Source organism: Pelagibius marinus (assembly GCF_014925385.1).
Classification (GTDB): domain Bacteria; phylum Pseudomonadota; class Alphaproteobacteria; order Kiloniellales; family Kiloniellaceae; genus Pelagibius; species Pelagibius marinus.
Genome location: NZ_JACSDK010000001.1, coordinates 472,377 through 494,964, shown reverse-complemented (window position 1 = coordinate 494,964; position 22,588 = coordinate 472,377). Strand labels below are relative to the sequence as shown.

Sequence of the window (22,588 nt, the reverse complement as noted above, 5' to 3'; positions counted from 1 at the left end):
GCATCCCGGGATAGGTCATGGAGACACGCGCCAACTACATCATGGTCGGCTTCTTCGTGCTGCTGCTGGCCTTCGGGCTGCTCGGCTTCGTGCTGTGGCTCGCCAAGTTCCAGTTCGAGCAGGAGTTCGCCCGCTACGACATCGTCTTCGAATCGACGGTGACGGGATTGAAGGAAGGCAGCGCGGTGCGCTACAGCGGCGTGCGCGTCGGCGAGGTCATCTCCGTCGACCTGGACCCCGATCGCCCGACCGCCATCCGCGTCACCATCGAGGTGCAGAAACGCACCCCGATACGCAGCGACAGCAAGGCGACCCTGGAACTGGAAGGCCTGACCGGCGGGCGCTACGTGCAGCTGACCGGCGGCTCGGCCAGCGCGCCGCCGCTGGAGCCGCCGGCGGGCCGCAAGGTCGCGGAGATTCCGGCCGGCACCTCCTCCTTCGAGCGGGTACTCGAGGACGCGCCGGAGATTCTGGAGAACGTCAACATCCTGCTGCTGCGCGCCCAGGCCCTGCTCAGCGAGCGCAATCTGAAGAACGTCGAACAGCTGATCGTCAACCTGACTGCGGTCACCGGCGCCATCGCCGAGAACCGCGACAACATCGATCAGCTGATTGAGGACGCCTCGCTGACCATGGCGAACCTGCGCGACGCCACAGGCAACCTGGAGACCATGGCCGCCTCGCTGGACAGCAACGTCACCCGCCTGACCGAGCGCGCCGACACCACCATGGCCGCCTTCGAGGACATGGCCGGCGGCATCGACCGCGAGGTCGCCCTGACGGCCGAGGACGCCCGCGGCCTCATCGCCAGCCTGCAGGTGACCGCCAAGAACCTGAGCGGCGCGACCAGCGAGCTGGAGGCCATGATCGCCGAGAACCGCGAGCCGATTCGCGACTTCTCGAACACCGGACTCTACGAACTGACGAATCTGCTGACCGAGGCCCGGGACCTGATCGTCGTGCTGAACCGTGTCACCACCGAGGTGCAGCGCGACCCCGCCCGTTTCATCTTCGGAGATCAGCAGCAAGGCTATGAGGCACAGCAAGGCTATGGCGGACAATAAAGCGGACACCCCCTTGAGCGAGCTGGATTCCAGCGTTCCCCGGCGGCCCGGCTGGGGGCGGCGCAGCCTGCTGCGCGCCGCCGCGGCACTGCCCGTGGTGGCCCTGGCGCCGGGCTGCAGCCTGCCGGTGCCGGGCCAGGGGCCGCCGCCGGAGCTCTTCCGACTGACCCCCAAGAGCACCTTCCGCGGCGACCTGCCACGGGCGGACTGGCAGCTGATCCTGGAGACGCCGGTGGCCAACGCCGGGCTCAACACCACCCGCATCGCCCTGCAGCGCCGCCCGACGCAGCTGGAATACTATGCCCGCTCCGGCTGGGCCGACCGCGCGCCGGTCATGATCCAGACCCTGATGATCGAGTCCTTCGAGAACTCCGACAAGATCGTCTCCATCGGGCGTGAATCCGTGGGCCTGCGCGCCGACTTCATCCTCAAGTCGGAGCTGCGCGAACTGGAAGTGATCTACTACAACGGCGGCCTGCCGGAGGCCTGGGTCGGCATCAACGCCAAGCTGGTGCAGATGCCCCGGCGCACCATCGTCGCCTCGGAATCCTTCCAGAGCCAGGTGACCGCCGAGACCGACAGCCTGCCGGTGATCATCGACGCCTTCGACGAGGCCCTGGGCAAGGTGCTGCGCCAGCTGGTCGAATGGACACTGGTCGAGGGCGACAAGGCCGCCCGGCGCGCACGCCGCACCTCCTGAAACGCCCCTTTCCGTCCTCCCCCCTGGCGCGCGTTTGCCGCGCGTCCAGGGAGCTTAACACCCGTGGTAAATGAAAGGTTGCCATTAGGAAAAAGCTTACCTTTTCCTGGCAGGCTCGGGGGGTCACCAGTTAAGGGGTTCCCCAGGACATGACTGAAATCAACGACCTGCGTGAGCGAGTCGAAGCGGCCGAAGAGCGGTTCGGCCTGATGGATGAACAGCAGCGTCACTACAGCGAGCGCGTGATCGGCCTGATCGAGACGATCGAGGCGCAGCTCGCCGCGGCGCGCAGCGAGATCGAAAGCCAGATCGCCGAAAACCAGCGCCTCTCCCAGGAGAACGAGGAGCTGCGCAGCATGCTGCACTCGGTGCTGCAGTCGATCGAGCAGAAGACCTTCACCGAAACCCTGCAGAACCTGGAATCGCGCGTCAGCGCGCTGGTTGAGAACCCAGGGGTCGCGAACGCCGGGGCCGGCGACGCCGCGGCCGAGGCGGCCGAAGTGGCGGAAACCTCGTCCCTGGACGCCCCCATCCTGGACACCGTGGTGGAGCCGGAAGAGCCGGCCGGCGAGGAGGTCGAAGCCCCGCTGATCATCGAGGCGGCGCCCGAAGAGGAAGCCGCGGCGGCGGAGATGATCGAGGTGGCCGGGGAGGCCCCCGCCGAGGAGCCCGCGGCGGAAGACATGGCCGCCGAAGAAGACATGGCCGCCGAGGAGATGGCCGCCGAGGAGATGATGTCCGAGGAGGCCGCCGCCGAGGCGCTCATGGAGGAAGCGGTCACGGAAGACGCCGGCGACATGGCCGGTGAAGACGACATGGCCGGCGAAGACGACATGGCCGCGATGGCCGAGGCGGATCCCGCCGAGCCCTTCGAGACCACCCCGGAAGCGGCGATGGAGGACGTAGCCTTCGAGGACGACCCCGTGGCCCTGGCCGAAACCGACGAAGCCGAAAGCGACGGCGCCGAGATGGCTGAACCGGAGATGGCCGAGCCCGAGATGGCCGAGCCTGAAATGACCGAGCCCGAGATGGCCGAACCTGAGGTGATGGAAGCCGAAACCGCCGAAACCGAGGCCTCCGAGGCCCTTGAGGCCGAAACGGTCGAAATGGCGGAAGGCGAGCCCGAGGCCGCCCAAACCGGGGAGTCCGAGCCCGAGGCGGAGGGCGAAGGCGACGAGGGCGCCCCGACGGTGAAGGAGATCATCCGCCGGGTCGGCGACCTGGCGCGCGAACTGGAGAAGGCCGAGGCCCAGCGCAAGGCCTCCCTGGCCGACGAGGCGCCGGAGGCTGCCGCCGAGGCCGAGAGCACGGACGAGGGCGAAGCGCCCCCCGACGCCTCCTGGGAGCAGGCGGTCAACGGCTGATCCCGGCACCCCGAACCCCTTCGAGCGAAGCGGCCCCTTGCGGGCCGCTTCTTTTTTTTGCGCGCGGCGCCTCAGGCGAAGGCCAGCTTGATCTCCTCGGTCTCGACCTCGAAGCGCGCGGCGTGCTCCTGGCCCGCCCGGATATGGTACCAGCTGCCCGCCGGAAAGCGGGTTTCCCAGTCGCCGACGATCAGGATCAGCTCGCCGCGCGTGATCAGGCCGTGGCGCTCCGTCGCGTGGGAATGCGCCGCGATCCGCGTGCCGGCCTCATAGGTGGCGAAATAGACGTCACAGCCCTTGCCGCTCAGGCGATAGGCGCGGAAGGCCTCCCTGTGGGGCTCGAGGCAGCGGATGGCGCTTGGGAAGCCGCTGGGAATGAAACTACTTGGCCAGGACATCGGTCTCCTCGCGGCAGACAACGGGCAGTGGGGCCGCCCTCTGGCGGCGTGATGGCGCGCAGTCTATGTCAGGCTTTTCATGCAACAGAAATAAAATTATATTCTAGAGATATTTCATTTTTGCAATGGAACCTCCTGGCCATGCAGGAGAACTGGGAGCATCTGCGCTATTTTCTGGCGCTGGCCCGCAGCGGCAACCTGGCCGTGGCCGCGCGCCAGCTCGGCAAGGCCCCGGCCACCGTCTGGCGCCACCTGGAAAGCCTCGAAGGCGACCTCGGCACCCGTCTCTTCGACCAGCGCCGCGGCGGCTACCGCCTGTCCGAGAAGGGGCAACTGCTGCTGCGCCAGGCCGAGGCCGTGGAAAGCGAGATCTTCGCGGCCCACCAGTCGGTCGCCCAGCGCCATGTCCAGGTGGCCGGGGAAGTGCGCCTCACCGCGCCGGAATTCCTCGCCGTCTGGCTGGCCGAGACCCTGCTGCCCGACCTGCTGTCGCGCCATCGCGGCCTCGCGGTCGAGATCGTGACCGCCATGCCCGCCGCCGGGCTGTCGCGCCGCGAAAGCGACCTGGCCCTGCGCTTCGACCCGGTCATCGCCAAGGACTTCGCGAACGAGGCGAGCTTCGACATCGGCTTTGGGGTCTACGCGGCAGCGGCCTATGAAGAACGCTACGGCCGCGCCGAGACTCCCGAACGTTTCGCGGGGCAGCGCCTCATCGGCTTTGACGACACCAGCGGACACGTGGCGCCGCAGCGCTGGCTCAGCCGCGGCGCCCGGGAAGCGGAGGTGGTCCTGCGCAGCAACAGCGCAGCCCTGCGCAAGGCCGCCGCCGAGCGGGGCCTCGGCGTCACGCTTCTGCCCAGCCTGATGGGCGACGCCTCCGCGCAGCTTGAAGCCTGGTTTCCCGGCTCGCAGCTGGGGCGGCTGCCGCTCCACGTGCTGACCGCCGAGCGGGTGCGGCAATACCCGCGCGTCCGCCTGGTTCGCGACCGCCTGCTGGCCCATCTCGATCGCCACCGCGCGGCCCTGGCCGGCTGACCCACACCGGCCGCAAGAGGCATGGACGGCCCGGCGCAAATGTTCGAAAGTGCCGCTGCCGCACTTCCAGGCAACACCACGCAGCGCAGAGGACGTCCAATGACCGCTCCGCAGATCGACTTCGCCTGGGGCCGCGCCGGCCTGGCGGCGCTGCTCGACAGCTGCGATGTCTTCGTCATCCTCGACGTGCTCTGCTTCACCACCTCCGTCGACGTGGCCGTCGCCCGCGGCGCCGAGGTGCTGCCCTTCCCGCTGGAAAGGTACGGGGCGGACGAGGCGGCCCGGCAAGGCGATGCGTTGCTGGCCAAGCCGCGCGCCGAGGCTGCGGGCGGGCCGAGCCTGTCACCGGCTTCCCTGCAGCACCTCGCGGCCGGCACGCGCCTGCTGCTGCCCTCGCCCAACGGCTCGGCGCTCTCGGCCATGGTGGGGCAGAAGCGCGCCTTCGCCGCCAGCCTGCGCAACGCCACGGCCGTGGCCGCGGCGCTGCAGCAGGCCGGGGAGCGCATTGCCGTGATCGCCGGCGGCGAGCACTGGCCCGGCGGCGCCCTGCGCCCGGCCATCGAGGACCTGCTGGGCGCCGGCGCCGTCATCGCGCGGCTCGACGGCGCGCTTTCGCCCGAGGCAAGGGCCGCCAGGGCCGCCTACCGGGAACTGAAAGACGAGATCCCCGCCACCCTGCGCGCCAGCCGCTCCGGGCAGGAGCTGATCGCCGCCGGATTTCCCGACGACGTCGAGCTGGCCGCCCAGGAAGACGTCAGCGCCGCCGTCCCGGCCCTGGTCGAAGGCCGCTATGTGGATGTTGGAATGCGTTCGTCCTGAGAGAAGACCGGCCGGGCAACCGCAAGCGATTCCGGCGGTCGTCAGCGCATCTTGTCTAGCCCTTGCCACCCCCGAGACTGTCGTCCCGGCACTCGTTGCCGGGACCCAATGCCCCATCAACCTCGTCGACATAAATCCGGCGGGCCATCGCCGGCCGCTGACGGCAATGGGTCCCGGGGACAAGCCCCGGGACGACAACGGCGTTTGTGACCCACACAAGGCCACCGGTGATGGAACGACGACATGGCACTCAACTGCGCCAGCGCAGGGTGCATTCCTTGATGGGGTTCTCGAAGGGGCGGCCTTCCTCGGCGGCACGCAGCCATTCGCGCTTCAGGCGGTAGAACCACTTGGCCTGGGTGTCGGCGTCGTCGATCAGCATGAGGCTGGGATTGTGCGCCAGGCCCTCCTGCTGCATGTCGACCACGCGGCGGTCCTGGGTCAGGAAGACGTTGGCGAGATAGCGCGCCAGCGGCTTCAGGGGCGCCGTCCAGGGCAGCGTCCAGTAGAGCGCCTGATGCACCACGGTCCGGCTGTCGTTGATCGGCGTGATGGCGGTCAGGCCCGCGGCGCGGTGCTTGTCGCCGTCGATCAGCTCGACGCGCAGGCCCGGCAGAGAATAGGTGATCTCGGTGGTCACGCCCTTGCCGAGCACGTGATAGACCCGGTTCTGCGGCGGCAGCGCGTGGCGCTTCATGCGCCAGCCCAGCGGCGCCGGCTCGAAGTGCTTTTCCTTCAGGCGCAGCTTGGTGGCGTTCTTCTTCCACCACCAGGAGGTATGCACGAAGGCCGCGTGGGTCGGGTCCATGAGGCCGAAGGCCGCGGTGTCGGCGGAGCAGTCGAAGACCTGGGAGATCGAGACCTGCGGCGCGCTGTCGCCGAAGTTCGGCAGTTCGGGCGGCGCCGGCAGGTCTTCGATGTCCGCCTGCGGCAGGCGTGCCGACTTCTCCGGCAGGTAGACCCAGATGTTGCCCTGCACCTCGCGGCAGGGATAGGCGCCGCAGCGGATGCGGCTCACGTCCATTTCCTGACCGGGCGTCAGCGAGGGGATCTCCCTGCAGCGGCCGTCGGCGCCGAAGCGCCAGCCGTGATAGCAGCAGGCCACCTCGGCACCGTCGAAGCTGCCGTAGGACAGCGGGATGCCCCGGTGCGGACAGATGTCGCGCAGCGCGAAAACCGCGCCGTCGTCGCCACGGCAGATCAGGACCGGCTCCCCCAGCAGGGTCAGGTTGGCCGTGTCGCCGCGCGGCAGGTCCTTGCCCGGCAGGGCCAGGTACCAGAAGTTCCGCAGCAGCGGCGGCGCATTTTCCAGCATCGCGTCCTCTCGATTCGCCAGGGCCTCACATACACCATCGGGCCCCTTCGGACCAGCCGGGGCGGGGACCTGCGGCTTGTTAACCCGTGATGGAGCCCCCATATTTTCTCCATGACGACCCCTCGCAGAGGGCGCGAGCTCGTGCCCTACACCGCGCCGGAAGATCCGAAAAACCAGGATCCCCGCGTCATGCAGCGCAACGCGGCCAAGGTGGAAAAGGGCTTCTGGGTGAAGCTGCGGCGCTCCTTCGGACAGCTGCCCTTCCTGGAGGAAGCGGTCAGCGCCTACTACTGCGCCTTCGACCCGCGCACGCCGCGCCCGGTAAAGGCCATGCTGCTGGCCGCCCTGGCCTACTTCGTGGTGCCCAGCGACATGATCCCCGACTTTATCGCCGGCCTGGGCTTCACCGACGACGCCACGGTGCTCTTCGCCACCCTGCGGATCGTCTCCGGCAACATCAAGGAGCGCCACCGCAGCGCCGCCCGCCGCCGCCTGAGCGACCTGGGCCTGCGCCCGCCGGCCCCTGTATCGCAGAGCCGCGAGCCGGAGAGCGGCGCGGAGACCTGAATCCTTCTCGCGGATGATCGCCTGGCCGTGCCTCAGGTGGCCGGCGGCGGCAGCGGTTTGCGCCGGGCCGCCGTCCGCACGCCCGTCAGGGCCGCCTCGCGGTGGGCGATGTAGAAGGCAGCGCCGACGATGACCGCCGCGCCGACCAGGGTCCAGGGCCCCGGCAGTTCCGAGAAGAAGAAGAAGCCGATGAGGCCGGCGAGGATCAGCTTCAGGTAGTCGAAGGGCGCGACGAAGCTGGCCTCGCCCGCCCGGTAGGCGCGGATGATCATGGCCTGGGAGCCCACGCCCAGGGAGCCGACCGCGGCCAGCAGGCCCCACTGTTCCAGGGTTGGCGGCGTCCAGTAGATCAGCGCCGGCAGGACGGTGATCGCCAGCGACATGAGGCAGAAGTAAGCCAGCATGGTGGCGTGGCTTTCGCCCTCCGGCAGGCGCTTCACCATGGTCACCGCGACGGCGATGCCGAGCACCGAGGCCAGGGCGACGAGGGCCGCCGGGTCGAAGGTCGCCGCGCCCGGCCGCACCATGATGAGCACGCCGATGAAACCGACCGCCGTGGCCAGCCAGCGCCGCCAGCGCACCACCTCGCCCAGGATCAGCACCGCCAGCAGGGTGACGAAGAGCGGCTGGGTGAAGCTCAGCGCCGTGAAGTCGGCCAGCGGCAGCTGCCCGACGGCATAGAAGCCGCAGACCATGGCGGCGGCGCCGGCGAAGGCGCGGATGCCGTGCAGGCCGGGATGACGGGTGCGCAGCGCGCTGGGCCCGGCCCGCAGCAGGAAGGGCAGCACCAGGGCGAAGGAGAAGAGCGCCCGGGCGAAGGCGATCTGGAAGACATCGAGCCCCTCCCCCACCAAGGTCTTCACCATGGCCGAGTTGATGGTGAAGCCCAGGCTGGCGGCGATCATCCACAGGGCGCCGCGGTGGTTGGGCGACAGCCGCAGCCAGGCGCCGGTGACCCGCGCCGCGGCGGCGGCGCCCGAGAATCTGCGCCGGGAAGTCATGGGCGGTTCTGCACCGATTCGGCGCCGGCCCTGAGCGTCGGGCGCTCGCGCGCCACCCGCGCCTCGCGCTGGGCGATGTAGATGGCCGCGCCGGCGATGACCGCGGCGCCGACCCAGGTCCAGGCGTCCGGCACCTCGCGGAAGAGGAAGTAGCCGATGGCCGCGACGAAAGGCAGGCGCGCGTAGTCGAAGGGCATGATCGCCGAGGCGTCGCAGCGGGAGAAGGCGCGTGTGAAGAAGATGTGCGCCGTCACCGCGCAGGCGCCGATGACGGCACCGAGGCCCAGTTCCGCCAGGGTCGGCCAGCGCCACACGAAGAGCGCCGGGCCCAGGGAAAGCGGTGTCAGCAGCAGGTTCATGTAGAGCACGATGGTCACCGGCGCATCGGTGCGCGACAGCGACTTCACGAAGAGCACCGAGCAGGCCATGAAGCAGGCGGCGACCACCGGCAGAGCCATCAGCGGCGTGATCTCGGCAAAGCCCGGCCGCACGATGATGAGCACCCCAAGAAAGCCGATCGCCGTGGCGGTCCAGCGCCGGGCGCGCACCACCTCGCCCAGGACCAGCGCCGCGCCGGCGGTGGCGAAGAAAGGCACGGTGAAGTTCAGCGCCACCGCTTCGGCCAGCGGCAGGTAGGCCACGGCGGAAAACCAGCACAGCATGGCGCTGAGGCCGAAGACGGCGCGCCAGAGGTGCGTCTTCAGGCGCTCCGTCCGCAGCCCGGCGCGGCCGTTGCGCGCCAGCCAGGGCAGCATGAAGCTGAGCGCGAAGAGGTTGCGGAAGAAGGCGATCTGAAAGGGATGCATGCCCCCCGCGCCCCCCGAGGCGACGCCGTCGCCCAGCAGGCGGATGGCCCCGTTCATGGTGGCAAAGAGAAAGGCGGCCGCGATCATGTAGACCGCGCCCTGCAGCGGCGCGGAGAGCGGGCGGCCGCGCTGGAGGAAGGATCGTGAGGAGGACATTCGCCGGCCATTTTAGGGTCTGTCCGAAATCGCCACCACCCCCAGGCCTGCAGAACAGCCATGCGGCCCTGCCGGGGCGCCGGACCGCCGCAGGCTCCTCTCAGCCTCCCGACACCACCATGATGCGCTTGCAAATTGCTGCAGTGCACCATAAACCAGGAGCGAACACTACGAGGGTTGCAGCCCGGCCGGGCGGCATCGCGGGCGATCGCTGGATCGTTCCCGGGCGCTTGGCCATACTGACGCCCGCCAATGAAGACTCCCGGCGCCCGAAGGGCGAAAATCCGGGGGCAACGAGGGAGCGCAAGATGACCGGACCCCAGAAAACCAGCCCCCTGTGGCAGCCTTCCGATGCGCGGGTCGCCGAAGCCAACCTGACCGCCTTCATGGCGTGGCTGAAGCAGGACCAGGGCCTGGACTTCACCGGCTATGACGACCTCTACGAGTGGTCGGTCGGCGACCTGGAGGGCTTCTGGTCCGCGGTCTGGGACTTCTGCGGGGTCATCGCCGACCCCGAACGCGGCCCGGTCGTGACCGACGCCGACAAGATGCCCGGCGCGGCGTTCTTCCCGGAAGCCAGGATCAACTTCGCCGAGAACCTGCTGCGCCGCCCCACAAACAACCCCGGCGACGACAGCGACGCCCTGGTGTTCTGGGGCGAGGACAAGGTCAAGCGCCGCCTCTCCCACCGGGAGCTCTACGAGCGGGTCTCCCGCACGGCGCAAGCGCTGGCCGCCGAGGGCGTCGGCCCCGGTGACCGGGTCGCCGGCTTCATGCCGAACATGCCGGAGACCATCATCGCCATGCTGGCGACCACCTCGCTGGGCGCGGTGTGGTCCTCCTGCTCGCCGGACTTCGGCGTGCAGGGCGTGCTGGACCGCTTCGGCCAGATCGAGCCCAAGGTGCTGTTCTGCCCCGACGGCTACTACTACAACGGCAAGACCATCGACTCGCGTCCGCGCATCGCCGAGTTCACGGCCCAGCTGCCGAGCCTCACCAAGATCGTCGTGGTGCCCTACATCGAGGCCGAACCCGACGTCTCTTCTATCGACCGGGCGGTCACCCTGGAAGACTTCATCGCGCCCTACCCGGCCGGCGAGATCGCCTTCACGCGCATGCCCTTCAACGCGCCGCTGTACATCATGTTCTCCAGCGGCACCACGGGGAAGCCGAAGTGCATCGTGCACGGCATCGGCGGCACTCTGCTGCAGCACCTGAAGGAACACATGCTGCTGTGCGACGTGAAGCCGGGCGCCCGCGTCTTCTACTTCACCACCTGCGGCTGGATGATGTGGAACTGGCTGGTTTCCGGCCTGGCCTGCGAGGCGACTCTGCTGCTCTACGACGGTTCGCCCTTCGCGCCCGACGGCAACATCCTCTTCGACTTTGCCGACGCCGAAAAGATGACCCTCTTCGGCACCTCGGCGAAATACATCGACGCCCTCAACAAGGCCGGGCTCGACCCCAAGTCGACCCACGACCTGTCCAGCCTGAAGCTGCTGACCTCCACCGGCTCGCCGCTGGTGCCCGAAGGCTTCGACTACGTCTACCGGCACATCAAGGACGACATCTGCCTGTCGTCGATCGCCGGCGGCACCGACATCATCTCCTGCTTCGTCGGCGGCAATCCCATCGGCCCGGTGTGGCGCGGCGAGATCCAGCGCCGCTGCCTGGGCATGGCGGTCGAGGTCTATGACGACAACGGCAAGCCGGTCACCGGCGAGAAGGGCGAGCTGGTCTGCGTGAAGCCCTTCCCCTGCATGCCCATCGGCTTCTGGAACGATCCCGACGGCGCGCGCTACCGCGCCGCCTACTTCGAGACCTATCCCAACATCTGGCACCACGGCGACTTCGTGGAACTGACCGAACACCAGGGCATCATCGTCTACGGCCGTTCCGACGCCACCTTGAACCCCGGCGGCGTGCGCATCGGCACGGCGGAGATCTACCGCCAGGTCGAGAAGCTGGAGGAGGTCGAGGAGTCCATCGTCATCGGCCAGGACTGGGAAGACGACGTGCGCGTCGTGCTCTTCGTGAAGCTGCGTCCGGGTATCGCCCTGGACGAGGATCTGACCAAGCGCATCAAGACGCAGATCCGCAACGGCTGCACGCCGCGCCATGTGCCGGCCAAGGTGGTGCAGGTCTCCGACATCCCGCGCACCAAGAGCGGCAAGATCGTCGAGCTGGCGGTGCGCGATGTGGTGCACGGCCGCCAGGTGAAGAACAAGGAAGCGCTGGCCAACCCGGAAGCCCTCGACCTTTACCACGAACTGCCGGAGCTCACCGCTTGAGCGACCTTCCCTCCCGGCCGTCGCTTAATCCTGTGGCGGCGGCGCTGGAGCCCTCGAAGATCGTCGAGGTCTGGCAGATGGGCTTCGAGATCGACGACCTCATCGCGCTCTACGTCGGCGAGGGCGACGAGCCGACGCCGGCCTTCATCAGCGAGGCGGCGAGCCGCGCCCTGAAGGAAGGCCACACCTACTACACCCCCAAGCGCGGCCTGCCCGCGCTGCGCCGGGCGCTCACCGGCTACCTGGCGCGCCACTTCGGCGCCGCCGTCGCGGAGGAGCGGGTGACCGTCACCTCCTCGGGCATGAACGCCATCATGCTGACCCTGCAGGCGGTGCTGACCGCCGGGGCCAACCTGGTGGCGCCGACGCCGGTCTGGCCCAACGTGCTCTCCGCCGCGCAGATCGCCGGCGGCGAGGTGAAGACCGTGCCCATGACCGTGCTGCCCGAAGGCGGCGTGGCGCTGGACCTGGAGCGCCTCTTCGAAGCCTGCGACGACAAGACCGCCGCCATCTTCCTGGTCTCCCCCTCCAACCCCACGGGCTGGGTGATCAGCGAGGCCGAGCAGCAGGCCATCCTCGAGTTCTGCCGCCGGCGCGGCATCTGGCTGATCGCCGACGAGGTCTACCACCGCTTCGTCTTCGACCCGGCGCGCTTTCCCACCGGGGTCGCGCCCTCCTTCCTGCAGCTCGCCGCGCCCGAGGACCCGCTGGTGGTGGTCAACTCCTTCTCCAAGGCCTGGTGCATGACCGGCTGGCGCCAGGGCTGGCTGGTCCACCCCGCCGCCCTGGGCCCGGTCCTCGGCAACCTCATCGAGTACAACACCTCCGGCGGGCAGAGCTTCCTGCAGCACGGCTGCCTGGCGGCCCTCGGCGAGGGCGAGCCCTTCGTCGAGGCCCTGGTGGCGCGCTGCGGCCAGGCCGCCGAGCTGGTCTTCCAGGGGCTGGCCGCCCTGCCCCGGGTCAGCCTGGTCCGCCCGGCCGGGTCCTTCTACTGCTTCTTCCGGGTCGAGGGGATCGACGACAGCCTGGCCTTCGCCAAGCGGATTTTGACCGAAACCGGGGTCGGCCTGGCCCCCGGATCGGCCTTCGGACCAGGCGGCGAGGGGCACCTGCGGCTCTGCTTCGCAGGCTCCCCGCGGCGTTTAGGTGAGGCATTGGAACGCCTCCGACCCGTTTTGTCCTAAACGCGACAACTATTTGAAATTATTAAGTTAATATGAATTCGAGCTATGCGATCGCCGCATAGTTCTCCTGATCAGGCGGCATTTGTCTCTGTTCAAATAAAGGCCTATCTCCCCCTCAAGAGATTGGGACAACCGGTGGCCCGGGCAGAGCGTTGGCTTCCAGCCACGCCGAAGCGGACCGCCAAAGCAAAGGAGACAGGACCATGGCCAACATGATCTACACGGCTCGTCCTTACATGCCCGGCCAGGCGGTCGTGGACCTGGCGGGCCGCGCCTTCATCGCCGCCTACGACTTCGTTCTCGACCTGCGTGACGCCTATGTGGCCGAGCGCAAGGCCCAGAAGCTGGCTCAGGCCACTCGCCATCTGGATCGTCGCCTGCTGCGCGACATCGGTCTGGAGCACGGCGCAAGCTGACTACGTCAGATCCCCGTTCCGCTACGGGTCAACCGGCGGCAGGCCTGACGGCCACGACATAAAGGGCGGCTCCCGGTGAGCCGCCCTTTGCATTTCCGGGTCCCGCGAACAGGCGCCCGGGGTCACTCCGGCGCGTAGCGGATCAGCAGGTGGTTGAGGCCGCCCAGCACCTGGTAGAGCTGGTCGAACTGGGCCTTGAAGTGGTCCCAGTCCTGGCGCGGGTCGAGGTTCTGCAAGGCACCCTGGATTTCGCCCAGGGTGGTTTTGCCGTCGATCCAGGGCAGCACCGCGGTGGCCAGGCGCGGCAAGGGAAACTTCAGCGCCAGGCCGTCGAACTCCCCCTTCAGCAGCAGATCGCGCTGCACCGCCTTGGCGAGCTGCGCGCCGTCGAGCACGCGCAGGCAGGGGATGGCCTCCGGCCCTTCCGGCCAGGCCAGGGTATCGGCGGGCGGGCGCTTGGAGACATAGAAGACGTGGGTCTTCATGTTGCCGGCCAGCTTCTCGGCGACGGCGGCACGGCCTTCGGGCGAGAGGCCGGCGAGCTGGCGCAGCAGCACCGGGTCCTTCATGTAGGTGGCGGGCTCGTAGCGCAGCGGCTCGATGAAGGAAATGAGATTGAGGCCCGCGCCGCGCACCAGCTCGGCGATCTGCTCCACCGTATAGGAACGGTCCTGGGTGTGCAGCAGCAGGTCGACCAGTTCGGCGTCACTGCCGCTGTGGTCACGCAGCACCGGGTTGCGCGCGAAGAGGTTGGTCGCCGGCAGGCTATTCAGCAGGCGGCGGGCGTAGCTCACCTGCGCGGCCAGCGGCAGACCGCCGGTCAGCTTGCGCAGCACGTCCTGCAGGGCATAGACGCCGCTGCGCCCGTAGGTGCCGTAGACCATGAGACCCATGCCGCCGTCGGGGGCCAGCGCATCGGTCAGTACCGCCAGGCCCGCCTCGGGCTCGGCCAGGTGGTGCAGCACGCCGCAGCAGTCGATGTAGTCGAAGGTCCCCAGATCCAGCCTGGCGAGGTCGAGCAGGGAACCGGTGACGAAGCGGACGTTGGTGAGCTTGCGCGCGGCCGCGCGCGCCTCGGCGATCCCCCGCGAGGCCGTCGAGAGATCCAGGTAGACCACCTCCCCTGCCGTACCCCCCGGCCCGGCCGCATCGGCGAGCTGCTGGGCCAGCATGATGGTGGCGTCGCCGGTGCCGCCGCCGGCCACCAGGGCGCGGAAGGGCCGGGCGAAGTCGCGCCGCCCGCCGAAGAGGTAGTGGTTCACTTCCAGCAGGTTGCTCGGCGACCCGACGACGAGGCGCTTGGCTTCCTCGGCCGGGTCGCGCGAGGGGTAGGGATAGGCTTCGTACTGGTCGCGAACGTTGTCGGTCATGGCTTCGTCAATGACGGGAAGGACGCGCGCCGCGCGGGCCGGCCGGCGCTCTCGCTCAATCCCTCAGAAAGGGAAGTCCCGAAGTCCTGGATATTAGGCCGCGCCGGTGGTCAGGACCACCTTGCCGGTGGAGCGCCGTTCCAGCAGCAATGCCATGGCCTCGGCGGCCTGCGTGAGGTCAAGCATATGTGAAACATGTGGCTTCAGAAGGCCCGTCTCGACCCAGTGGAACAGCTCGCGGAATTCCTCGGCCAGGCGCTCCGGCGCGTGCTTGCGGTAGGAGCCCCAGTAGACCCCCATGACCGCCACGTTCTTCACCAGCAGGATGTTGGCCGGGATCTGCGGCACCCGCCCGGCGGCGAAGCCAATGACCAGCAGGCGCCCCGACCAGGCGATGCAGCGCAGGGAGGCGTCGAAGACGTCGCCGCCGACCGGATCGAAGACCACGTCCGCGCCCTTACCGGCGGTGATCTCCTTCACCCGCTCGCGGATCTCCTCTTCGCGGTAGTCGATCAGGTGGTCGGCGCCGTGCCTGCGCGCCACCGCCAGCTTGTCCGCTCCGCCCGCGGTGGCGATGACCGTCGCGCCGATGGCCTTGCCGATTTCCACGGCGGCGAGGCCGACGCCGCCGGCCGCGCCGTGCACCAGCAGAACCTCGCCGGGCTGCAGGTCGGCGTGCCAGCGCAGGGCGCAGTGCGCGGTGCCGTAGGTGATGGGAAAGCCGGCGGCCTCGGCCCAGCCGAAGCGCTCGGCGTCCAGGCTCTCGGGAATTGCGTAGACGTCGCCGGCGCGCGCCAGCGCCGCCTCGGCGTAGCCGCCGAAGTCGGTCAGCGCCATGACCCGCTGGCCTTCCTGCAGGCCGCTGACGTTGGCGCCCAGGGCGCGCAGGCGCCCCGCGATCTCCAGGCCCGGCGAGAAGGGGAAGTCCGGTTTCTCCTGGTACTTGCCGGCGATCATCAGGGTGTCGGCGAAGTTGACCCCGGCGGCGGCGACGTCGATCAGCACCTGGTCGGGGCCCGGCTCCGGCAAGGGCCTGTCTTCCAGGGTCAGGGTTTCAGGGCCGCCCCAGGCGCGGCAGGTCATGGCTCGCATGTCGCTTGCACCTCAACTCGGATGGCAGGTTTTGGACTAGAAGGGAATGGTCGCGGCGGGACGGACCTCACCGACGGTAAGGCCGGCGCGGTTCAGCACCGGCTCGGTGAAGAGGCCGCCCAGAGCGGTGGCCTGGGCCGCGTCCAGAATCCCGAAGTGGCTGAGCAGGCGGCCCATGAGAATCTCCGCCGCGCGCCCGGCGCCGTCGTCCACCTTGATGGCCGCGCCCAGGCCCAGTTCCGGGAAGGCGGCGCAGTAGACGCCCTCGGCGCCGGTCTTGGTCAGCGCCTTTTCCCCGGTCAGCTCCATCACCCGGGTGTCGAAGCGCCCGGTCCCGGCGACCATGAAGGGATGCGCCGCCACCGCCTTGCGCAGCCGTGCGCAGGCCGCCTGGCGCGCCTCCGGCTGGTCGTCGGGCGCACCGAGGCGCGCCATGGCAAGCGCCATGTTGCCCAGCGGAATGCCGACCACCGGGATGCCGCAGCCGTCGATGCCGCGCGGTGCATCGCCCAGGTCGAGGCCGGTCATGGACTCCAGCACGCCGAGGATGCGCTGCTGCACCGGGTGCTCGTAGTTCACGTAGCCCCGGGTCGGCACGCCCAGATGTTTCGCCAGGGTCAGGAAGCCGCTGTGCTTGCCCGAGCAGTTGTTGTGCGCCCGGGTCGCCGTGCCGCCGGAGGCCAGCAGCTTGATCAGCGCCGGTTCGTAGCCCGGCAGCTGCGGGCCGCACTCCAGGTCGTGGGCGCTCAGCCCGAGGCGCGCCAGCCAGGCCGTAGTTGTCTCCACGTGGCGCGGCTCGCCGCTGTGGCTGGCGCAGGCCAGCGCCAGCTCGGGCTCCGAGACGTCGAAGGCATCGGCGGCGCCGCTTTCCACCAGGGCAATGGCCTGCAGCGACTTGATGGCGGAGCGGGCGTAGACCGGGCGCTCGTGGTCGCCGGCGGCCAGCACCACCTTGCCCGCGGTATCGACCACGGCCAGGGCGGCGCGGTGGCGGCTCTCCACCTGCGTGCCGCGGGTCACCTCCACGAGCAGAGGGTTGGCGGCGGCTTGGTCGGGCGAAGGGGGTTCAGAAGACATGACTTGAAAATCGCGAAAATCGGGGGGTGCCGGAAGCGGCGAAGCAGCTTGCCTCCCCAGCCCTGGCCATGCAAGTTCTCCCGCCATGCGAGGATTCTTTGCCATCGGCGCCGAGCGGATCAGCAAGCCCATGAACCTGGGCGCCCTGATGCGCTCCGCCCACGCCTTCGGGGCCAGCTTCTTCTTCACCATCCAGCCGGCCTTCAACGCCCAGGAGGTGAAGCTCTCCGACACCTCCGACGCGGCCAAGCACCTGCCGCTCTACACCTTCGACTCGGTGGAGGAGCTGCTGCTGCCGCGCGGCTGCGCCCTGGTGGGGGTGGAGCTGACCGAGGACGCGGTGGAGCTGCCCTCCTTCTTCCACCCCCAGGCCGCGGCCTACGTGCTGGGGCCGGAGCGCGGCAGCCTGTCGACGGAGCTGCAGGCGCGCTGCGACCACCTGGTGAAGATCCCGACCAAGTTCTGCGTCAACGTCGGCACCGCCGGGGCCATCGTCATGTACGACCGCCTGATCAGCCAGGGCCGCTTCGCGCGCCGCGCCGTCAACCCGCGCGCCAGGCCCGAGCCCCTGCCCGAGCACGTGCAGGGCGCCCAGGTCATCCGCACCAAGAAAGACGGCTGACGGCGACTCTAGTCGAAGCAGGTCATATCGACGGCTGCCGCACCGACGTTTGCCTTCGGCCAGACCGCCAAGCCTATCAAAACTGCAACAAACCATGGTCCGGCGAACCAAAGTCCAAGCGCCAGAATTCCCGTAGCGCTGTCAATCTTCGGATCGACGAGAAAGAAGGTGAACCCGGCCGCAACCGCTAGAGACGGAATGGCCGCGGCAACTGGCATCGCGAACGCCCGGTGCAGGCGGAGGGCGGGCAGAAAAACTGCGACCAGGGTCAAGACCGCGTAAGCCATGACTAAGGTGTCTCCGACAAGCGCTGCCGCCCGCCTGGCCGCGTCGTCTTCGTAGCATTCTTGGAGAAGGCACGCCAAGACGTCCACGAGCCAAGCCCCCGAGAGGGCGACCCCCACCACCAGGCCGAGCACAAAGCACTTTCGAGGAATTGCTTTGGGCAGCTGCCTCATGGAGCCGGCTAAATGCTCGCCACGTGATCGTCGCCGATCGGCAGCAGCGGCGCTTCCAGGTAGACCAGGCAGAGGCAGGGCTCGCCGGGCAGCCCGACCGGGGCATGGGTGACGCCGGCGTCGACGATCAAGGCATCGCCCAGCTCGTAGTCGCCGCTGCCGTCGGCCAAACCGCCCCGGACGATCACCGTCACTTCGTTGCCCGTGTGGCCATGGCGCGGCGCCACGGCGCCGGGCTGGAGGCGCACCAGGCAGACCGCTTCCTCCGGGCGCCAGGGGATATTCGAGAGGGGCGTGAGCGGCACCTTGTCGACACCCGGCGCCAGCTGCTGCCAGTCCAGGACCTTGAGATCGTCGCCCAGATAGGCCCGCAGGGGCGCCGGCAAGCCGCCGGCGCCGGGCGCTTCGGGAGCGTCTTCCTCCGGCGCCTCGTCATCGAGCCGGGCCAGCACCCTGTCGAGGGCCTCCGGCGCCAGGGCTTCCGGCGCCAGCGCTTCCAGCAGCGCGCCGCCGACGGCCTCGGCGTCGGCCACCGCCGCCCGGCAGGCCGGGCAGAGCGACAGGTGGGTTGCCACCAGGATCGACAGCGTCTCCGGCAGGTTGCCGGCGGCATAGTCGATCAGCAGCGCCTCGTCGAAGTGGTGGCGCGGGCGGGCGTGCGCGGCGCTCATGCGTCTTCCCTCCCGCCGGCGTTAAGGGCTTTGCGCAGGCGCGCCAGGGCCAGGCGCAGCCGCGACTTCACGGTGCCCAGCGGCAGTTCGGTCTCGCTGGCGATCTGTCCGTGCGCCTTGTCCTCGAAATAGGCCATCCTGACCAACTCCGCCTGTTCTTCGGGCAAGGCCCTGATGGCCTCGGCCAGACGTTCTGCCTGCTGCGTCAGTTCCGCCGCGCGATCCGCCGCCGCCGGGGCCGCGGGCACCAGGGCGGGGGGCAGCGTGGGGTCCGCGGGATCGTAGTCCGGCCGCCGCTCGCGGCGCAGCGCGTCGATTCGCTTGTTGCGCGCGATGGTGAAGATCCAGGTGCTGGCCGCGGACTTCGCCGGATCGAAGCTCTCGGCCCGCCGCCATACCATGATCATGGCCTCCTGCGCCATTTCCTCGGCCTGCCCCGCCTCGGCGCCCTGCTTCAGGAGATAGGTCTTGATGCGCGGCGCGAAATGGCCGAACAACTCGGCAAAGGCCGCACGATCGCGGTTTTCGCCGACGGCGACCACCAGGCGGGAGAGCCGCGCCGGGTCCGGCGGGTCGTCGCTCTTTCGGGAAGCGGCGGACATTCTACTCCTCCGGACCTGTCCGCTTGCCGGGCTTGCCGGAGCCGGCGCTGCGGCGCCCTCCGGCGGCGCAAAAGCGGTAATACGGCAAAATCAAGGGCCCCCTAACGCAGGGGTGGCGGCACACCCCCCCAGTCCTATAATATCCGCCATGCTCAAGAATAACATCCCATCACCGCGGACCATGCTGCCAAGACATCTTACATACCTGCTCGCGCCCCTGCTTGTCGCCGGCGCGCTCTTGGCCATCCTGCCGACCGGCGGGGCCCAGGCCCAGTCGATCGAGCGACTCGGCGATTTCTCCGACTGGAGCGCCTTCAAGTATCTGGATGAAGGCAAGCCGATCTGCTTCATGGCCAGCGAGCCCACCAAGGCCGAGGGAACCTACAGCAAGCGTGGCGAGATCCACGCCATGGTGACCCACCGCCCCGGCGAGAACCGGGTCGACGAGGTCAGCATCCAGGCCGGCTACCCTTATAAGGAGGGGGCGCCGGTGGAAGTGCAGATCGGGACCATGAAGCTGCGCCTCTTCACCGAGGGGGAATCCGCCTGGACGGTGGACAAGGACACCGACAAAAAGCTGGTGCAGGCCATGATCAAGGGCAGCACCATGGTCGTCCAGGGCACCTCGTCGCGGGGCAACAACACCAAGGACACCTACTCGCTGTCCGGCTTCACCCGGGCCTACCAGGCGATCAGCCAGGCCTGCGGCCTCTAGGCGGGGCCCGCCCCCCCGGGCTCCTCAGGGAGACCGCCGCGGCGCAAAGGGCTGGTTTTAACCTTGCGGAGGGCCTATCTAACGCCCCATGAGCCAGCACGCCAAAGCCTTCGCCCCGCCCCCTGAAGTCCCAGGGAACGCCAGGGGGGCCGCCCACGACGGGAAACGCAACCTCGTCGGGCTGTCGCGCGAGCAGCTGGCGGCGGAGCTCGCCGCGCTGGGCGAAAAGCCCTTCCGCGCCAAGCAGCTGTGGCACTGGATCTATCACCGCGGGGTCACCGACTTCGCGGAGATGACCAACCTGGCCAAGGATTTCCGCGCCCGCCTGGTCGAGACCCACGAGGTGCGCCGGCCCGAGGTGGCGGTGGTCCAGGTCTCCAAGGACGGCACCCGCAAGTGGCTGCTGCGCCTGGCCGACGGCCAGGAGGTGGAGACCGTCTACATTCCCGAGGAAGACCGCGGCACGCTCTGCGTCTCCAGCCAGGTCGGCTGCACCCTGACCTGCAAGTTCTGCCACACCGGCACCCAGCGCCTGGTGCGCAACCTCTCGCCGGCCGAGATCGTCGGCCAGATCATGGTGGCGCGCGACGGCCTGGGCGAGTGGCCGTCCCCGGCCGAGGGCCGCCAGATCACCAACATCGTGCTCATGGGCATGGGCGAGCCGCTGTACAACTACGAGAACGTGGCCACGGCGATGAAGATCGCCATGGACCAGGAAGGCCTCTCCGTCTCCAAGCGCAAGATCACGCTGTCCACCTCCGGCGTGGTGCCGGAGATGGAACGCTGCGGGCGCGAGCTCGACGTGAACCTGGCGGTGTCGCTGCACGCGACCAGCGACGAGGTGCGCGACATGATCATGCCGATCAACAAGAAGTATCCGCTGAAGATGCTGCTGGACGCCTGCCGCAACTACCCCGGCACCAACAACGCCCGGCGCATCACCTTCGAATACGTTATGCTGAAGGGCGTGAACGACAGCGAGGACGACGCGCGCCGCCTCATCAGGCTGCTGAAGGGCATCCCCGCCAAGGTGAACCTCATTCCCTTCAATCCCTGGCCGGGCAGCTTCTTCGAGTGCTCGAACAAGGCGACCATCACGCGCTTCGCCGATATCCTCTCCGCCGCGCACATCTCCTCTCCCGTGCGCGCGACGCGCGGCGAGGACATCCTGGCCGCCTGCGGCCAGTTGAAATCCTCCTCCGAGCGCAAGAAGAAGTCCGAGCGCGCCGCCGGCGCCCAGGCCTGATCCGGCCGCGGCCGACCCCACCCCTACATCGAACTCCGCTTCCCGGAAGCGCGACCCGCGCAGCCTTGGCAGACCACAGCTACCCGACTAGGATTCCCGCTACGCAGGCCCGCGACGGCCAAACAAAACCTAGGAGGGCATCTTGGGACTCATCATCAGTGTCATCGTCATAGCGGTCCTCTTCCTTTACCCGCTGTGGCGCATCTTCGCGCGCGCCGGACTTCCGGCCCCCCTCTCCTTGCTGGTCTTCCTGCCGCTGGGCCAGGTCATCGTGGCGCTGATCCTGGCCTTCGCACGCTGGCCCAACACGACACCGCTGGAGTCGCGGCAATGAGCATGGACCCGGACGCTATCGGAGGCCTCGTGGGACTGTTCATCGCGCTCGTCTTCATCGCGCTCATCCTCTGGACCTGCGGGCGCATCAGCCGCAAGGCGGGATTTTCCGGCTGGTGGTCGCTGCTGATGCTGATCCCCCTGGTGAACATCGTCATGATCTGGGTCTTCGCCTTCGTCGAATGGCCGGCGGAAATCAAACAGGCGAACGTCGCCGAGGTCTTCGAGTAGCCACCGCGCCCGCCGCTACAGGCGGTCGTCCGCGGCGAAGTCGGTTTCGTAGCGCAGCAGCGACTTGTCCGGCAGCGGCGCCTTCAGCAGCGCCTCGATGTCCAGGCGCCTGGCCGCGTTGGTCGCCAGCTTGTCCAGGATCGGCAGGGACCTGCCGCTGGCCGTCAACAGCATGCGGAAGGCCTCGATGCGCTGCCAGGGCTGGGGATAGGCCTGCCGCAGGGCGGCGCCGTGCTTCAGGATCCACATGGCCGCCGCCCCCGCGACGTGGACCGCGGCATAGGTGGTGCCGTCGCTCTTGCCGTATTTGTCCTCCGGGGGGAAGCGGGCGACCTGGATCGGGTCGGCCGGCGCCCAGGCGTCGATGCGGCCGTAGTGATCGTATTTCTGGTAGAGGGAATAGCGGCGGCGGCGGTTGCGGATGCCGGCGGCGCAGATGGTGCGGCGGTGCTTGCCCGGATAGGTGACCCGGTCGATGACCTGGCCGGCCGCCCCCACCCCGACCCCCCCGGCGTCGTAGGCGCGGTCGACCGCGCGGCCCATGTCTTCGTCGAGGGCCAGGGGAAAGCCGAGCGAGATGCTGACCACCGGGGCGACCCTGTTCGCGACCACGTGGTTGATCGCCTTGCCGATGGCCTTGGCGACCTCGCCCGTGACCAGGCTGGTGTTGGTGACGCGGAAAGGCACCAGCGGCAGGCCCGGCGCCACCCCCTTCAGCTTGTCGTTGTCGGCTGAAAGCGCGCTGCCCGAGCGGGTGCCGTGGCCGGGGATCTGGAGATCGTTCTTCTTCAGGGGATCTTCGGCGCTGCGCCGGCGCGGGTTCAGGAAGTCGCGGCCCTCAGCGGCCAGGATGATGGCGCTGGGCCCGCCGGCGCCTTGTGGAAAGAAGACCTCGTGGTGGGTGTAGCCGGTGTCCAGGTGGGCGACGCGGGTGCGTCCCCAGCGGATCTTTCCCGCCGCGGTCCGGGGCAGCAGGGCCCAGGCCTTGTCGGCGCCGGTCGAGTAGATGTTCCAAGGGGGAATGGCCACGGCTGCCTCCTTAGCCCGGAAATCTC

The 22,588-nt window shown here is 68.8% G+C and carries 25 protein-coding genes; 14 read left to right on the top strand and 11 right to left on the bottom strand.

Annotation, left to right across the window (positions count from 1 at the left end):
* The first annotated feature begins 17 nt into the window (after positions 1-17).
* The 3 genes from H7X47_RS02415 to H7X47_RS02405 all read left to right on the top strand — a co-directional run bounded on the left by H7X47_RS02415 (position 18) and on the right by H7X47_RS02405 (position 3,128).
* Positions 18-1,064: an MlaD family protein gene (locus tag H7X47_RS02415; protein ID WP_193367004.1), complete on the top strand. Its 1,047-nt coding sequence runs from the start codon at positions 18-20 to the stop codon at positions 1,062-1,064.
* On the top strand, positions 1,051-1,764 hold the full coding sequence (locus H7X47_RS02410; protein ID WP_193367003.1) for an ABC-type transport auxiliary lipoprotein family protein: 714 nt from the start codon (positions 1,051-1,053) through the stop codon (positions 1,762-1,764). Before H7X47_RS02415 ends, H7X47_RS02410 begins: the two co-directional genes overlap by 14 nt.
* A gap of 149 nt (positions 1,765-1,913) precedes the next feature.
* Entirely contained in the window at positions 1,914-3,128 is a 1,215-nt protein-coding gene (locus tag H7X47_RS02405; RefSeq protein ID WP_193367002.1) for a hypothetical protein, read from the top strand.
* 71 nt (positions 3,129-3,199) lie between these two features.
* Here H7X47_RS02405 and H7X47_RS02400 read toward each other — a convergent pair whose 3' ends face one another.
* The gene (locus H7X47_RS02400; RefSeq protein ID WP_193367001.1) at positions 3,200-3,526 is read right to left on the bottom strand and encodes a cupin domain-containing protein; all 327 of its coding nucleotides are present in this window, start codon (positions 3,524-3,526) and stop codon (positions 3,200-3,202) included.
* Positions 3,527-3,646: 120 nt separating this feature from the next.
* On the opposite strand from H7X47_RS02400, the gene H7X47_RS02395 reads away from it, so the two are divergent.
* Together H7X47_RS02395 and H7X47_RS02390 are read left to right on the top strand one after the other, a co-directional pair.
* Entirely contained in the window at positions 3,647-4,561 is a 915-nt protein-coding gene (locus tag H7X47_RS02395; RefSeq protein WP_193367000.1) for a LysR family transcriptional regulator, read from the top strand.
* 99 nt (positions 4,562-4,660) lie between these two features.
* Positions 4,661-5,380 (top strand): 2-phosphosulfolactate phosphatase, encoded by a 720-nt coding sequence (locus H7X47_RS02390; RefSeq protein WP_193366999.1) that lies wholly within the window; start codon positions 4,661-4,663, stop codon positions 5,378-5,380.
* 250 nt (positions 5,381-5,630) lie between these two features.
* Here the strand turns inward: H7X47_RS02390 and H7X47_RS02385 are convergent, their stop codons facing one another.
* The gene (locus H7X47_RS02385) at positions 5,631-6,695 is read right to left on the bottom strand and encodes a Rieske 2Fe-2S domain-containing protein (RefSeq protein WP_193366998.1); all 1,065 of its coding nucleotides are present in this window, start codon (positions 6,693-6,695) and stop codon (positions 5,631-5,633) included.
* Between the two features lie 111 nt (positions 6,696-6,806).
* On the opposite strand from H7X47_RS02385, the gene H7X47_RS02380 reads away from it, so the two are divergent.
* Positions 6,807-7,262, top strand: coding sequence for a YkvA family protein (locus H7X47_RS02380; RefSeq protein ID WP_227010121.1), 456 nt, complete (start codon positions 6,807-6,809; stop codon positions 7,260-7,262).
* A 32-nt stretch (positions 7,263-7,294) separates the two neighbouring features.
* On the opposite strand, the gene H7X47_RS02375 is transcribed toward H7X47_RS02380, so the two are convergent.
* Together H7X47_RS02375 and H7X47_RS02370 are read right to left on the bottom strand one after the other, a co-directional pair.
* Positions 7,295-8,263 carry a DMT family transporter gene (locus H7X47_RS02375; protein WP_193366997.1) on the bottom strand — a complete coding sequence of 323 codons (969 nt, stop codon included), beginning with the start codon at positions 8,261-8,263 and terminating at the stop codon, positions 7,295-7,297.
* Positions 8,260-9,225: a DMT family transporter gene (locus H7X47_RS02370; protein WP_193366996.1), complete on the bottom strand. Its 966-nt coding sequence runs from the start codon at positions 9,223-9,225 to the stop codon at positions 8,260-8,262. Before H7X47_RS02370 ends, H7X47_RS02375 begins: the two co-directional genes overlap by 4 nt.
* A gap of 308 nt (positions 9,226-9,533) precedes the next feature.
* On the opposite strand from H7X47_RS02370, the gene H7X47_RS02365 reads away from it, so the two are divergent.
* From H7X47_RS02365 to H7X47_RS02355, 3 genes are all read left to right on the top strand, one after another.
* Positions 9,534-11,516 (top strand): acetoacetate--CoA ligase, encoded by a 1,983-nt coding sequence (locus H7X47_RS02365; protein ID WP_193366995.1) that lies wholly within the window; start codon positions 9,534-9,536, stop codon positions 11,514-11,516.
* Positions 11,513-12,700, top strand: coding sequence for a pyridoxal phosphate-dependent aminotransferase (locus tag H7X47_RS02360; RefSeq protein ID WP_193366994.1), 1,188 nt, complete (start codon positions 11,513-11,515; stop codon positions 12,698-12,700). The genes H7X47_RS02365 and H7X47_RS02360 overlap by 4 nt, the downstream gene beginning before the upstream one ends.
* A 203-nt stretch (positions 12,701-12,903) precedes the next feature.
* A complete protein-coding gene (locus H7X47_RS02355) occupies positions 12,904-13,116 on the top strand; it encodes a hypothetical protein (RefSeq protein ID WP_193366993.1) in 213 nt (70 codons plus the stop codon).
* Between the two features lie 122 nt (positions 13,117-13,238).
* Here the strand turns inward: H7X47_RS02355 and H7X47_RS02350 are convergent, their stop codons facing one another.
* The 3 genes from H7X47_RS02350 to H7X47_RS02340 all read right to left on the bottom strand — a co-directional run bounded on the left by H7X47_RS02350 (position 13,239) and on the right by H7X47_RS02340 (position 16,655).
* Positions 13,239-14,486: a class I SAM-dependent methyltransferase gene (locus tag H7X47_RS02350; protein WP_193366992.1), complete on the bottom strand. Its 1,248-nt coding sequence runs from the start codon at positions 14,484-14,486 to the stop codon at positions 13,239-13,241.
* 93 nt (positions 14,487-14,579) lie between these two features.
* Entirely contained in the window at positions 14,580-15,578 is a 999-nt protein-coding gene (locus H7X47_RS02345; RefSeq protein ID WP_193366991.1) for an NADPH:quinone oxidoreductase family protein, read from the bottom strand.
* A gap of 36 nt (positions 15,579-15,614) precedes the next feature.
* A complete protein-coding gene (locus H7X47_RS02340) occupies positions 15,615-16,655 on the bottom strand; it encodes an asparaginase (RefSeq protein WP_193366990.1) in 1,041 nt (346 codons plus the stop codon).
* An 85-nt stretch (positions 16,656-16,740) separates the two neighbouring features.
* Here H7X47_RS02340 and H7X47_RS02335 point away from each other — a divergent pair, with 85 nt between their 5' ends.
* Positions 16,741-17,277 (top strand): RNA methyltransferase, encoded by a 537-nt coding sequence (locus H7X47_RS02335; RefSeq protein WP_193366989.1) that lies wholly within the window; start codon positions 16,741-16,743, stop codon positions 17,275-17,277.
* A gap of 8 nt (positions 17,278-17,285) precedes the next feature.
* On the opposite strand, the gene H7X47_RS02330 is transcribed toward H7X47_RS02335, so the two are convergent.
* The 3 genes from H7X47_RS02330 to H7X47_RS02320 all read right to left on the bottom strand — a co-directional run bounded on the left by H7X47_RS02330 (position 17,286) and on the right by H7X47_RS02320 (position 19,008).
* Positions 17,286-17,564: a hypothetical protein gene (locus H7X47_RS02330; RefSeq protein WP_193366988.1), complete on the bottom strand. Its 279-nt coding sequence runs from the start codon at positions 17,562-17,564 to the stop codon at positions 17,286-17,288.
* 179 nt (positions 17,565-17,743) lie between these two features.
* Positions 17,744-18,406: a ChrR family anti-sigma-E factor gene (locus H7X47_RS02325; protein WP_193366987.1), complete on the bottom strand. Its 663-nt coding sequence runs from the start codon at positions 18,404-18,406 to the stop codon at positions 17,744-17,746.
* Positions 18,403-19,008: a sigma-70 family RNA polymerase sigma factor gene (locus H7X47_RS02320; RefSeq protein ID WP_193366986.1), complete on the bottom strand. Its 606-nt coding sequence runs from the start codon at positions 19,006-19,008 to the stop codon at positions 18,403-18,405. Before H7X47_RS02320 ends, H7X47_RS02325 begins: the two co-directional genes overlap by 4 nt.
* Before the next feature lie 148 nt (positions 19,009-19,156).
* On the opposite strand from H7X47_RS02320, the gene H7X47_RS02315 reads away from it, so the two are divergent.
* From H7X47_RS02315 to H7X47_RS02300, 4 genes are all read left to right on the top strand, one after another.
* Positions 19,157-19,723 carry an invasion associated locus B family protein gene (locus H7X47_RS02315; protein ID WP_227010120.1) on the top strand — a complete coding sequence of 189 codons (567 nt, stop codon included), beginning with the start codon at positions 19,157-19,159 and terminating at the stop codon, positions 19,721-19,723.
* An 88-nt stretch (positions 19,724-19,811) separates the two neighbouring features.
* Positions 19,812-20,969 (top strand): dual-specificity RNA methyltransferase RlmN, encoded by a 1,158-nt coding sequence (gene rlmN, locus H7X47_RS02310; RefSeq protein ID WP_193366985.1) that lies wholly within the window; start codon positions 19,812-19,814, stop codon positions 20,967-20,969.
* Between the two features lie 142 nt (positions 20,970-21,111).
* The gene (locus H7X47_RS02305; RefSeq protein ID WP_193366984.1) at positions 21,112-21,303 is read left to right on the top strand and encodes a hypothetical protein; all 192 of its coding nucleotides are present in this window, start codon (positions 21,112-21,114) and stop codon (positions 21,301-21,303) included.
* Positions 21,300-21,533, top strand: coding sequence for a DUF805 domain-containing protein (locus H7X47_RS02300; protein ID WP_227010119.1), 234 nt, complete (start codon positions 21,300-21,302; stop codon positions 21,531-21,533). The genes H7X47_RS02305 and H7X47_RS02300 overlap by 4 nt, the downstream gene beginning before the upstream one ends.
* A gap of 15 nt (positions 21,534-21,548) precedes the next feature.
* On the opposite strand, the gene H7X47_RS02295 is transcribed toward H7X47_RS02300, so the two are convergent.
* Complete coding sequence (locus H7X47_RS02295) at positions 21,549-22,562, bottom strand: S8/S53 family peptidase (protein ID WP_193366983.1); 1,014 nt, start codon at positions 22,560-22,562, stop codon at positions 21,549-21,551.
* Positions 22,563-22,588 lie beyond the last annotated feature (26 nt).

What these genes read in the sequence shown, in the direction of transcription:
- H7X47_RS02415 (WP_193367004.1), top strand. Translation starts at nt 18, where the DNA reads ATGGAGACACGCGCCAACTACATCATGGTCGGCTTCTTCGTGCTGCTG.
- H7X47_RS02410 (WP_193367003.1), top strand. Translation starts at nt 1,051, where the DNA reads ATGGCGGACAATAAAGCGGACACCCCCTTGAGCGAGCTGGATTCCAGC.
- H7X47_RS02405 (WP_193367002.1), top strand. Translation starts at nt 1,914, where the DNA reads ATGACTGAAATCAACGACCTGCGTGAGCGAGTCGAAGCGGCCGAAGAG.
- H7X47_RS02400 (WP_193367001.1), bottom strand. Translation starts at nt 3,526, where the DNA reads ATGTCCTGGCCAAGTAGTTTCATTCCCAGCGGCTTCCCAAGCGCCATC.
- H7X47_RS02390 (WP_193366999.1), top strand. Translation starts at nt 4,661, where the DNA reads ATGACCGCTCCGCAGATCGACTTCGCCTGGGGCCGCGCCGGCCTGGCG.
- H7X47_RS02385 (WP_193366998.1), bottom strand. Translation starts at nt 6,695, where the DNA reads ATGCTGGAAAATGCGCCGCCGCTGCTGCGGAACTTCTGGTACCTGGCC.
- H7X47_RS02380 (WP_227010121.1), top strand. Translation starts at nt 6,807, where the DNA reads ATGACGACCCCTCGCAGAGGGCGCGAGCTCGTGCCCTACACCGCGCCG.
- H7X47_RS02375 (WP_193366997.1), bottom strand. Translation starts at nt 8,263, where the DNA reads ATGACTTCCCGGCGCAGATTCTCGGGCGCCGCCGCCGCGGCGCGGGTC.
- H7X47_RS02370 (WP_193366996.1), bottom strand. Translation starts at nt 9,225, where the DNA reads ATGTCCTCCTCACGATCCTTCCTCCAGCGCGGCCGCCCGCTCTCCGCG.
- H7X47_RS02365 (WP_193366995.1), top strand. Translation starts at nt 9,534, where the DNA reads ATGACCGGACCCCAGAAAACCAGCCCCCTGTGGCAGCCTTCCGATGCG.
- H7X47_RS02355 (WP_193366993.1), top strand. Translation starts at nt 12,904, where the DNA reads ATGGCCAACATGATCTACACGGCTCGTCCTTACATGCCCGGCCAGGCG.
- H7X47_RS02350 (WP_193366992.1), bottom strand. Translation starts at nt 14,486, where the DNA reads ATGACCGACAACGTTCGCGACCAGTACGAAGCCTATCCCTACCCCTCG.
- H7X47_RS02345 (WP_193366991.1), bottom strand. Translation starts at nt 15,578, where the DNA reads ATGCGAGCCATGACCTGCCGCGCCTGGGGCGGCCCTGAAACCCTGACC.
- H7X47_RS02340 (WP_193366990.1), bottom strand. Translation starts at nt 16,655, where the DNA reads ATGTCTTCTGAACCCCCTTCGCCCGACCAAGCCGCCGCCAACCCTCTG.
- H7X47_RS02335 (WP_193366989.1), top strand. Translation starts at nt 16,741, where the DNA reads ATGCGAGGATTCTTTGCCATCGGCGCCGAGCGGATCAGCAAGCCCATG.
- H7X47_RS02330 (WP_193366988.1), bottom strand. Translation starts at nt 17,564, where the DNA reads ATGGCTTACGCGGTCTTGACCCTGGTCGCAGTTTTTCTGCCCGCCCTC.
- H7X47_RS02325 (WP_193366987.1), bottom strand. Translation starts at nt 18,406, where the DNA reads ATGAGCGCCGCGCACGCCCGCCCGCGCCACCACTTCGACGAGGCGCTG.
- H7X47_RS02320 (WP_193366986.1), bottom strand. Translation starts at nt 19,008, where the DNA reads ATGTCCGCCGCTTCCCGAAAGAGCGACGACCCGCCGGACCCGGCGCGG.
- H7X47_RS02315 (WP_227010120.1), top strand. Translation starts at nt 19,157, where the DNA reads ATGCTCAAGAATAACATCCCATCACCGCGGACCATGCTGCCAAGACAT.
- rlmN (WP_193366985.1), top strand. Translation starts at nt 19,812, where the DNA reads ATGAGCCAGCACGCCAAAGCCTTCGCCCCGCCCCCTGAAGTCCCAGGG.
- H7X47_RS02300 (WP_227010119.1), top strand. Translation starts at nt 21,300, where the DNA reads ATGAGCATGGACCCGGACGCTATCGGAGGCCTCGTGGGACTGTTCATC.